The organism is Pseudomonas sp. AP19 (genome assembly GCF_001728855.1).
Taxonomy (GTDB): Bacteria; Pseudomonadota; Gammaproteobacteria; order Pseudomonadales; family Pseudomonadaceae; genus Aquipseudomonas; species Aquipseudomonas fluorescens.
On record NZ_LXJP01000101.1, the window covers coordinates 1 to 9,771 of the forward strand.

Sequence of the window (9,771 nt, forward strand, 5' to 3'; positions counted from 1 at the left end):
GCTCCTGCGGTTGTGCTTTGCCCGAAACGAATCGGCCTTCAGCGCCTGTTCCAGCGACTCGTGGAATGGGCTGAGTTTGTTGAAGGTTGCGCACCGTTGATACGCTGGTTGAGTGGCTTCGGGTGCTCTGACCCATTTTCGGATGGTGTTTCTCGACAGCCCGGTACGCTTGGCTATCTGGTGCAGCGAGAGCTTGTCGCGGAAGTACATCCGCCGGATTTTTCCCAACATTTCCATGCTGATCACCCTGTGTTCTCCTGCTCGGAAAGCGAGCAGAAGCAGTTGAACACCTGGGTCAGTTTTCAGTCGGCAGAACAGCCTCTACTGGGTCAGTTTTCGGTCAGCGGCAACAGTAAGCCCGCCAGGGGCTTTTCTCCGCGAAATCCTGGAGAAAAGTATGAGTCCGATAATGGCCGCTGCGCGCCTTCAGGGCGACGCGAAGGTGACAAGAAAAGCATGGTCAACATGCGGAGTAGTGAAGGTTCACTTGTGGGAGCTTTCCACCGGTGAGGTCATAATCCTGCGCAACGTGAGTGGTGCGTTTGAAACGCCATCAAAGCTCAAACAAAGCTTCGATGAACTCGTAAATCGTTTTCGAGAGAAAACGCAGAATCACGTGTTCACTCCCGACATCGTTCATTGACAAAGGCCACTCGGCCAACACTCAACCCATGCAGGGACCATTCCCTGCCGGGGCATGGTCCTTCAAAAAAGGAGCGCACCATGTTCAATTCATCAGTCGTTTCGTTCCCAAATCGGGGGCCCTGGGGCAAGTCCAATTATCGAGGCAACTGCACCGGGCATATCGTCAAAGGATTTGTTCAGTCTTACCAGCGCCGAAAAGATGGTCTTGTTATCGATCCAAGCGTTGGAGGCGGAACAAGTGCTGATGTGGCGCGAGATATGGGCCTGCGTTTTTTTGGGACTGATCTGCACCAAGGCTTCAACCTTCTGGTCGACGACCTCAAATCATATGTTGGCGAAGAGGCTCATCTGGCATGGTGGCATCCCCCGTACGCCGGAATGCTTCAGTACAGCGGTGTGGAGTGGGGTGAAGCAAACAAGTGGGATATGTCCCGGATGAGACTTCCGGATTTTACAGAGGCGCTGGAACTCGCCGTGATGAACATTCACGACGCCGTTGAACGCGGCGGCGTGTATGGAATTCTTATGGGCAATCTGCGTAAGGGTGGTGAGTATTTCAACCTCTCGTCGCTCGTTGAACGGGTATCACCTGGGCGTCTTATCGATGAAGTTATAAAGGTTCAACACAACTGCGTCAGTGACTCCAGAGAATATCGTGGCCGCTTAATTAGGATTGCTCATGAGAAACTACTTGTTTTCCGAAAAAATGAGGACGCGCTGTTCTTCCTTGCCTCTATCGAAAAACGCGCGGAAGCCATGGTCAATATCACTTGGCGCGCCGCTGTACGACGCGTATTGCAGGGGGGCAAGGTGCTGCATCTGAAAGAAATAAACGCCGCATTGAAGCCCTACGCACAAACCAGAAGCAACCAACATTGGGCCGCAAAGATTCGTCAGGTCCTGCAGAACGAAGTTTTCTTTGAACGAGTAAAGCCCGGCGTGTATCGACTGGCTTCTTGATTTAAAACTGAAAGGCTAATGGGGCAAAGTCTTATCTACGAGGAGTTTGACTCGTTAGGTAAAGAAATCGGAAGCTCATTGTTCAGTACGGACATTGAGTTGCTTATTTCTCGTAATCCCTTGAGCCCCAACGTGACCTACCACGTCGCGGAGCTTGATTTACCGAAAAGTCATAGCCCGGTAACTATGATGCCGCTTTTATTAGCGGCGGACGGATCTACGCAGCAGATGTTGCTGTAGTAGCATTTCAGTGCTGTAATAACTGTGGCCTTCCGGGGCCACAGTTTATCGAGTCTTCTTCCGCGAACGTCGACGTCGACGAAAGATGATTCTTGCGTTTGGCCTTGAGGCTGATCGTCTGATAGTGACTGGTGATCACTCAAAACAAACACCCACCTCTCGCTTTATTTCAAACCCACAGGGCTGCCACCCTTTGGGCTGGTACGCCCTGATACAGGAGCGTCCCATGTCCTCGCAGAAGATTCTTCTTCTTTCTCACGAAAATCAGGCTTTGCTCGTTTCAACCATTTTTCAAGTTGCGCAAATCTCTGATAATGATGGTCGAGTAAAAGCGCTTCTTGATCAGATACAGGCTGAAAACGCAATGACAGAGCTGTTGAAGGTTGCGAAAGAAAACGGTCTCGACTTCAGTCAATGCGTTCGAGAGTTTGGAGAAGATGTTGAATCGAATGCATTTGCGGTAGCCGCTCAAAATCGATATTGCCGAGATTCGAGCGACAATATCGAAATAGACTCACACGCTGTTGTTTCTGAAACTGAAAACGGTGCCTGGGTATCTGCCTGGCTCTTCATCAATAATTCAGAGGCGTGTTTATCCACTTATTGAACAACCTAAACCATCGGGGCTCAACACCCCTATGGGGTGTTGCTACCTCCAACCAGGAGATACACCATGCGTTTTCAACAATTCGATAGCGCTGTACCTGCAACCTTCGTCCATAGTTTTAAAGATATTTCTGTGGAAGAATCTCCGCTGGCAAAAAGAATTCGTTTGATGAATGAATCTGCAGCTCGCGAAAACGAAGAGATCAATAAACGCCGTTGTGAGGTTCAGCAGCGTGCCGCGGTAATTAAAAGCCAAGGTTCTTTACGTTCCTTTAGACGCGCGAAGGATGAACTGCCGAAGCATTTGTCTGCACCCGCATGCATTAAGGCTTTACCAGGACGTTCGGAAGATGAAAAATTGTGGGATCGTGTATTGAGTGAGGAAAAACCTGCAAGTCAGTACGACTTTCAGGAATTCGACAGCGATTCCCTACGAGCGGACATGGATGCCTACGAGAGGCACTTTCAAAACTGCTCTAACACCGCCCCCGAGATTGATGCGTGGGCTGATGCGTTGAAAGGTGAGGTCACATCCTTCGGTGCTTTTCCTTACAAGCACCAGAAGGGTGAAAAAATCAGCTTTATGATTCGCCTCGGTACCCTTGAGGTATGGGGTGTCGATCTGGAACGTTGCATGGTTGAGTATGACATTGATATCGGTGATCGAATCGCCCTAAAGCGAATCGGAAAAGTACCTGTAACAGTTATGCAAAATGTCATTGACGAATTAGGCAATGTCATTGGTGAAGAGCCAGTCACAGTCGACCGCGTGAGTTGGATCGCGAAGCGGCTTTGATAACGGCAAACCCGCACAGGAGGGCAACCTCCTGTGCGGTTTGATTTAACCCGCAGGGGGAGCACCCTGTTGGGGTCGCTCCTTTTGTCAAAATTAAGCAAGGAGCGAAAAAATGAATACAGCAGAGTTTGTGTATGTTGGTGATTCCCAGCTTCAACAGGCTTTAGGGACTCTTCTGAAACAAAGTGCCTGGTTTCAATTGGAACCACGTCCGTTTGAGGAGTGGGCAATCACTGTAAAGTCTGAGCAAGCTCCGCGCATGCCACTCGTGTTTTATGTAGAGCACGATGGCGAAACTTGGAGATCAGTGTTTCCATCACATCTTGAGCAATTCACTTGTACGCACTCAACAGCGTCTGAAGCTGATCAATGGATCAAAAGCAACTTTGGATCTGATGTAGATGTAAAAATACTGAATCAATTTAAAAAAGCGTACAGGTTCATGCTTTTTGATAAGATCTACGATGTGCATGCTAACGATTACGATCAAGCTGTCGTATTTGCGGTCGCCGAAAACTATCAATTTCGAGAGCGAGCATATACTTGTGTTGAAATAAGCGAGGTCGCAGATCTCGTACAACTAGAGTTACAGCACGCTATTCCATATGGATTTAGAATTCACTTCGATAATTCGACTCTATCTGGCTTCCGGATTTGTCAATATTCATCGGGCGGGTTCGTAGCTGAAGAAATGAGGTATGGAGCAGTAGAGCAAATATCAGAAGAAATGTCTTTTTCTAACGTTCTTGCTTGGATTAGCACCATGCTATCTGGGTTTCAAACTTGGGCCACTTGGCACAAAGTTTAACTCTCAAACGTGATGTTCCTTAACCCCTAAATCCCCCCCTTTCTGGGGGGGAAATTTAGAGGTCTCTTGCACCCTCGAAACTTTTGTATATTCTTGATGTTGAGTCTACTTCCGCGGTCCAAAGACAGACGAAAGCAGATTCTTACGCTCAGCCTTGTGGCTGAACGTCTGACAGTGACTGGTGATCACTCAAATCGAACACCCACCTATAAAGACCCATCGGGCCTTATCCCGATAGGGATTAAGGCCTCCAACACGGAGAGTCTCATAATGTTAGACATTCTGATAACTATCATCTCGCTTTTTCTGCAGTCGTAATTCTGTAGTTGGCTTTTATCAGAAGTATTGATTTAGGCAAGCGTTAGAGAAGCCGAGCAAATGCTCGCAACCCATGAAGGGGAAATCCCTTCTTGGGATCTCCATGACCCTTTCTTTGTGGGCCCAATAACCCAAGCCTGAAAGGAGGGCATCACGGAGTGAATGATGAAAAACTTAATACTGCTCTGGATCAAAGATGCGCTCCTCAGTCTGGGGGGTGGCTTCCTTGTGACAGGGATATTCTTGATCGCTACTACTGCCGAACTCACCGTCGACGGCCTTTTCTGGTCGGTTGTTCTCGGTACGTTCGGTGCGCTGATGATCGTTGGCTCGTTAGCCCTGGTGATCCTCGTCGGCTTTCTCGACAGAGGCGGTTGACACTATCGTTTTTCTGGTAGACTCAATCCAAGTCCACTGAAGAGGAATTCGTAATGATGAGTCCCCTTGGTATATACGTGACATCCACAATGCTTTTCACGATCGGTGTTATAGGCGCAGCTTTTTGGCTCGCTTACCACCTCGATGAGCGTAAAAAGACACGTTGATTCAAGCCCCCTATCTATAGGGGGCTTTTTTAGAGTCTCCTTCCGCGGCCAATACACCGACGAAAGAAGATTCCTTCGATCCGCCATGAGGTTGATCGTTCGATAGTGACCGGTGACCACTTTAAACTAACACCCACCCATCGCCGAAAGGCACTCCCACGCGGGGCTACTTCCCGGTGGGAAGCAGCGTCGCCTCGAATAGAGGTAATCCCATGGCTGCTGAAATCTCAAGCTTCCGCTTAGCTGGACTCAAACAAATTGATCAGGACCTTTTTTTGGGCGGATCTCTCCTGATTGAGATTCACTTATGTGGTCGCGTCATTGTCGTTTGTTGAGGACTCATCATGAGTAATCAACAGAAAACGACTGACACCAATCGTGTTGTTGTCGCAGCATTGTCTGATGATTCATTCGTCAGGTTGATGCAGCAACTCTGCGACATCCCAACGACTAAAAAAGCAAGCACCCCAGTTCCGAAAAAGTAACGCTCGGAAAGATCGTGCTAATTCCCTAAAGGGGGACACCTCCTTTAGGGAGAGTGTACCCCCAGATTCCAAACCCTGTCTGAGGCTTCCCAAAGCCCTCTTGGAGGGTTTTGGGAAGTCCCAGACGGGGCTATTCCTGGAGGTACACCATGCGAAACTTAAATGCTAAAACTGTGCGCGAGGCTGCACAAGGAAAGTGGTTAGAAATACTAAGTGCCATTGTTCCTGGAATAAGTCCATCGTGTAAAAAAGTAGGTAAACGTTCCCCATGCCCGGTGCATGGAGGGGTAGATGGATTCCGAATGCTCAAGAAGAATGGTGACGGAGCATTCAAAGGCGCTGGAGGTTGCAACACATGTGGGTTCAAAGGAGATGGTTTCGCTTTGCTCATGTGGTACCGACAATCCTACAACGGTCGATATGTATTTGCGGACGCTGTTGAAGAGGTGGGCGAATACCTCAACATCAAAGATCGTAAAGACGAACGAAACGCGGCACACAACAATCAACTGGAAGCTGCGCACATACAAAAATTGAGAGAGAAACAAGCTCTAGATCAGAAAGAAAATGATGTGCGTATTCGCTTTATTCTGAAAAAAATCTGGAGCGAAACTATAGCTCTAAGTGAAGTCCTGGCTGAGCCAGCAAGACTTTACCTAAGCTCAAGAAAAATCCTTAATTGGGACACTCCTGGGTATGCGGCTACTTTGCGGTTCCACCCAAAACTCCGGTCGTATAACGTGGATGGTCTCTGTGAAGGTGAATTTGCAGCAATTGTCGCGCTGATCCGCGACGCAGCTGGGGTCCCAGTGACACTGCACAGGATTTTTCTGACCCCCAAAGGAGAGAAAGCGCCTGTTGAAAGCGTCAAAAAGATGTGCCCGATTCCATCCGATCGTTCGGTGACTGGTGGGGCGATTCAACTGGGTATACCTGGAGAAATTTTGCATGTGGCCGAGGGTATTGAAACTGCTATGGCCATTTCTATGGCTATTGGAGCTCCTGTATGGCCACTTGTTAATACTGCCCTGATGGAAACATTTGTCCCTCCAGCTGGTGCGAAAGGCATCGTTATTTGGGAGGACAAAGACGTTTCAGGTGGAGGAGAGAAGGCTGCAAAAGCTTTGCAAGCTCGAGTCTGGGCTTTAGGCTTAAAGTGTGCTCGTCACACACCTCCGTTAACTGTTCCGGAAGGTGGAAAGTCTGTCGATTGGAATGATGTATTGATCCAGCTCGGACGGTTTGGCTTTCCTCAATCAAAACGGCACGCTGCGTGAGGTTTAGAATGACGAGTTATATATTTGACACTAAAACTGTACCGAGAGTAGGTGATATAGAGTATATGGAGTTGCTTAGAGCGCGAAAGCGCTCCAGCACTCTACATGCTAGTCGAATCCTAGGCACTTCAGAACATTCGGAGCTTGTACAAAAATTATTACAGCTCCGTATAGTTTGGATGTTATTAAGATTCTTCAAGAGTTTGTTATTCGTTCTAGCAATATGCGACAAAACTAAAAGACCGCCAAGTGCGGTCTTTTTTTTTGAAAAGCAAAATATTTACTGCCATTAAGAGTGAGGGTATTCAATTTTTTCAACTGTAGGGATTGCAATTTCTATAAGTGGTGTATCCTTGTCATAGCACGTAATTTAGGACATAAAATGTCGGTTCTATCACTCAGCATCGATGCTCGGTACCTCCTTGAAGAGGACAAAATCCTATGCACTTATTCATGCGATGGCAAAACGCCGCGATCTCTCGAAATCAAGGTACTACACCCTCTGCGTGACCGTATCGAAGATAAAAATAACGAAAGAGCTACGCTGATCGCCACTTGGTTTTTACTGGTTCATTTTGAAGTCGCTGGACAAAATAGGGCAGGAATAGGCCTAAAAATTGAGTTTTCACGTGATGAAGTGGTTCGAGCGTGCAGCCTACAGAGCAGAACAGCTGGTCTAAACAAGCTCGCGACATTCCTTCGTACGCAGTTCATCGGAGCAGAAATTCGCCTGGTTTGCGCTTCATCTAGGGCTAATTTCTTTGAGCCGTTTGCCTGTGCTGTCTGGGCAGAAACCTCGTTGCAGCTTCCCGGCGCTTGGGCCCAGGGGCTGGGATTTGTAAGCATCTCACCGCATGCGATCCACAAGTACTATGAGCGCACGAGGGGAGACCTGGTGTTAGACAAGGTATTTCGTAAGATACAGTTTCATATCAAAGGAGCTCTACCGGTAAAAGCTCTTCCTCAGAAGGTTATACGGGACAAAAGGACTTTTTATGGATCTCGACAGAACAACACTTTCTACTACCAGACAAAAACTGGTTGGCAGATGGTTATTGAGAAAAGAAAAGGTAGGTTAATCCTTGCAACTATTTATCAGCGACTCCTTGACAACTGAACAAGCCGAAGAGTTAGTTCGCGATTATATTGATCAGCATCGGCAAAAGATGTTAACGATTTTGCGCGCCCAAGACCCTCAAACTTATAGAAAAGTGGCTAAGCAGAAAAAATCAAATCAGACAGTTGCACTGGCCAATAACATCCAGTTAATAACAATGCTTTCTCATACACTGTTGTCTACCTATGGATTTTATCCAAACGCTGACGTGATATTCAGACCAAACATGATGCTCTATGTTTTAAGATCAATAAGAGTAGACAAAGACAGCGATGGAAGTCCACTTCAAGTTCTGGCAACAATTGAACGTATTGCTGAAAGCGGTGCGGGTGACTTCGGTGTGGATGTGCGAACAGTTTTGATCACAGAGCTCATTTCGATGAGCACAGGTGACACGGTCTCTATGGTTGACGTGAATTTGGTTTGATTACCTACGTAGTCACTCTCTGCAGTCTATTCTGAGGACAGCGACTTCCTCCTCGATCCCTTTAGAAAATCGTCGCGCGTCAGCTTCAGAAGCTGAGGCGTTCATCTGTTTTCATTCTCATATTGGGCGGTTTCCTCATATTTCAGTAATTTCGTCAGCACGAGATGAAAACATGCTGTATTTTTACTTATCTAAATGGTTGTTTAGAAAAGTAAATGCTATAAAAAATCTGCCCGTTAGCGTGAACAGTCCTAAGGCAGAATTAAAATTTCTTGTTTTCACCTTCGGAGTGTCACTTTGGAACCCTCGACTGACCTGGCCAGCTTCGACATTGATACGTTGCTTGCCGATGATGATCAGAACATTGTTCTGAGCTCTTCAAGGCACCCTCAGAACAACCCGTACAGCAATTTCATCCGAAGGCTTGGTCCTGGATCAAAGCTCACAATGAGGTATGCGCTCCAAGAGATCGCAACAATGCTCGGGGCCGATGATGTGCCCCTAGAAGAAATTGCGTGGCAAAAAGTTGAGCGAGTTCACCTTTACGCCCTCGTCGAAAAGATGCGGGTGCATGGCTACGCGTCAAAAACTTGTGGCCTCTATCTGTCAGCTTTAAGAGGAGTCTTCAATGAAGCTAAACACCTGGAACTGATCAGTTACGATCGCTTGCACAGCCTTCGAGAGGTGAAACCGTTCCGTGAGCAACGGCTGCCTACAGGCAAATTTGTCGAGGAGCAGGACTTTCGCAAGCTTTTGGCTGATTGTCTGTCCGACTGGCGGCACCAAGGGTTACGAGACGCGGCGATTATTTCTTTGCTCTATGGTTCTGGCCTTCGAAGGGCCGAAGGCGTGGCTATAGATCTTCACAATCTCAACCAAAACGAGTGGTTTGTTACGGTCATCGGCAAGGGGAACAAGGAACTCAAAAAGTGGATCGCCCCTGGCGCTGTTAAGCGTATCCGTGCCTGGTTGGAGGTTCGCAACGCCGCGGTTGGATCAGAAGGGCCCTTATTTACTAGAATCAGGAAAGGTAGAAAAAAAGTTCTGACTGAGTCAGCTCAGGTTCGAACATCTACCTCAAGCTCTGCCGAGCACAGAGTCACACCAGGCTTGATCACAGATGAGGGGTTAACGCCGCAGGCGATTTATTACATTCTTGATAAACGCTCCAAAGCATGCGGCGTCAAGGTGAAACCGCATGATCTTCGCCGCACCTTTATCACTCGCATGATCGAAAAGCATGGTGAAGGCATGGCGCAGAAATTGGCCGACCACGCCAACGTAGCGACCACATTGGTTTATGACATGCGAGGTGATAAAGAGAAGCAGAAAATAATGAAAGGTGAAGATTTTTAACAGCTATTGGTGCTCCGGCTCCTTACTGAGTCGACAACTCACTGAAACCTGACCCCCACACCGGGGGCTAACACTCTCCCCCTGCTCACTCTGGTTTCAATACCTTACCTGTAGACAAAACTAATCAGGATAAGGAGTTATAGGGTGAGCGCCTCGATGCATTTCAGTTATGCGGGCAACCTGGCCCGTGA

At 47.8% G+C, this 9,771-nt stretch carries 12 protein-coding genes; 11 read left to right on the forward strand and 1 reads right to left on the reverse strand.

Features of this window, described 5'->3' with window-relative positions; translation table 11 throughout:
• The coding region (locus tag A7D21_RS33090) for a helix-turn-helix domain-containing protein (RefSeq protein ID WP_256556947.1) at nt 1-237 on the reverse strand (237 nt) is incomplete at its 3' end.
• A 172-nt stretch (nt 238-409) separates the two neighbouring features.
• Between A7D21_RS33090 and A7D21_RS33095 the strand changes: the two genes are divergently transcribed.
• The 11 genes from A7D21_RS33095 (at nt 410) to xerC (ending at nt 9,580) form a co-directional block, all read left to right on the forward strand.
• Nucleotides 410-643: a hypothetical protein gene (locus tag A7D21_RS33095; RefSeq protein WP_171902665.1), complete on the forward strand. Its 234-nt coding sequence runs from the start codon at nt 410-412 to the stop codon at nt 641-643.
• Between the two features lie 80 nt (nt 644-723).
• Complete coding sequence (locus A7D21_RS33100; RefSeq protein ID WP_069553758.1) at nt 724-1,605, forward strand: DNA adenine modification methylase; 882 nt, start codon at nt 724-726, stop codon at nt 1,603-1,605.
• Nucleotides 1,606-2,071: 466 nt separating this feature from the next.
• Nucleotides 2,072-2,452: a hypothetical protein gene (locus A7D21_RS33110; RefSeq protein ID WP_069553760.1), complete on the forward strand. Its 381-nt coding sequence runs from the start codon at nt 2,072-2,074 to the stop codon at nt 2,450-2,452.
• Nucleotides 2,453-2,518: 66 nt separating this feature from the next.
• Nucleotides 2,519-3,247: a hypothetical protein gene (locus tag A7D21_RS33115; RefSeq protein WP_069553761.1), complete on the forward strand. Its 729-nt coding sequence runs from the start codon at nt 2,519-2,521 to the stop codon at nt 3,245-3,247.
• A gap of 112 nt (nt 3,248-3,359) precedes the next feature.
• Nucleotides 3,360-4,055, forward strand: coding sequence for a hypothetical protein (locus tag A7D21_RS33120; protein ID WP_069553762.1), 696 nt, complete (start codon nt 3,360-3,362; stop codon nt 4,053-4,055).
• A gap of 483 nt (nt 4,056-4,538) precedes the next feature.
• Entirely contained in the window at nt 4,539-4,751 is a 213-nt protein-coding gene (locus tag A7D21_RS33125; RefSeq protein WP_141718315.1) for a hypothetical protein, read from the forward strand.
• 511 nt (nt 4,752-5,262) lie between these two features.
• Nucleotides 5,263-5,403: a hypothetical protein gene (locus A7D21_RS36005; protein ID WP_171902666.1), complete on the forward strand. Its 141-nt coding sequence runs from the start codon at nt 5,263-5,265 to the stop codon at nt 5,401-5,403.
• A gap of 149 nt (nt 5,404-5,552) precedes the next feature.
• A complete protein-coding gene (locus A7D21_RS33130) occupies nt 5,553-6,680 on the forward strand; it encodes a toprim domain-containing protein (RefSeq protein ID WP_069553764.1) in 1,128 nt (375 codons plus the stop codon).
• Nucleotides 6,681-7,062: 382 nt separating this feature from the next.
• Nucleotides 7,063-7,797, forward strand: a complete 735-nt coding sequence (locus A7D21_RS33135; RefSeq protein ID WP_069553765.1) for a hypothetical protein — start codon at nt 7,063-7,065, stop codon at nt 7,795-7,797.
• Nucleotides 7,763-8,224, forward strand: a complete 462-nt coding sequence (locus tag A7D21_RS35680) for a hypothetical protein (protein ID WP_141718316.1) — start codon at nt 7,763-7,765, stop codon at nt 8,222-8,224. The genes A7D21_RS33135 and A7D21_RS35680 overlap by 35 nt, the downstream gene beginning before the upstream one ends.
• Nucleotides 8,225-8,521: 297 nt before the next feature.
• On the forward strand, nt 8,522-9,580 hold the full coding sequence (gene xerC / locus A7D21_RS33140; RefSeq protein ID WP_083272295.1) for a tyrosine recombinase XerC: 1,059 nt from the start codon (nt 8,522-8,524) through the stop codon (nt 9,578-9,580).
• Nucleotides 9,581-9,771: the final 191 nt, after the last annotated feature.

What these genes read in the sequence shown, in the direction of transcription:
- A7D21_RS33125 (WP_141718315.1), top strand. Translation starts at nt 4,539, where the DNA reads ATGAAAAACTTAATACTGCTCTGGATCAAAGATGCGCTCCTCAGTCTG.
- A7D21_RS33135 (WP_069553765.1), top strand. Translation starts at nt 7,063, where the DNA reads ATGTCGGTTCTATCACTCAGCATCGATGCTCGGTACCTCCTTGAAGAG.
- A7D21_RS33120 (WP_069553762.1), top strand. Translation starts at nt 3,360, where the DNA reads ATGAATACAGCAGAGTTTGTGTATGTTGGTGATTCCCAGCTTCAACAG.
- A7D21_RS33115 (WP_069553761.1), top strand. Translation starts at nt 2,519, where the DNA reads ATGCGTTTTCAACAATTCGATAGCGCTGTACCTGCAACCTTCGTCCAT.
- A7D21_RS33095 (WP_171902665.1), top strand. Translation starts at nt 410, where the DNA reads ATGGCCGCTGCGCGCCTTCAGGGCGACGCGAAGGTGACAAGAAAAGCA.
- A7D21_RS33100 (WP_069553758.1), top strand. Translation starts at nt 724, where the DNA reads ATGTTCAATTCATCAGTCGTTTCGTTCCCAAATCGGGGGCCCTGGGGC.
- A7D21_RS33130 (WP_069553764.1), top strand. Translation starts at nt 5,553, where the DNA reads ATGCGAAACTTAAATGCTAAAACTGTGCGCGAGGCTGCACAAGGAAAG.
- A7D21_RS33110 (WP_069553760.1), top strand. Translation starts at nt 2,072, where the DNA reads ATGTCCTCGCAGAAGATTCTTCTTCTTTCTCACGAAAATCAGGCTTTG.
- A7D21_RS36005 (WP_171902666.1), top strand. Translation starts at nt 5,263, where the DNA reads ATGAGTAATCAACAGAAAACGACTGACACCAATCGTGTTGTTGTCGCA.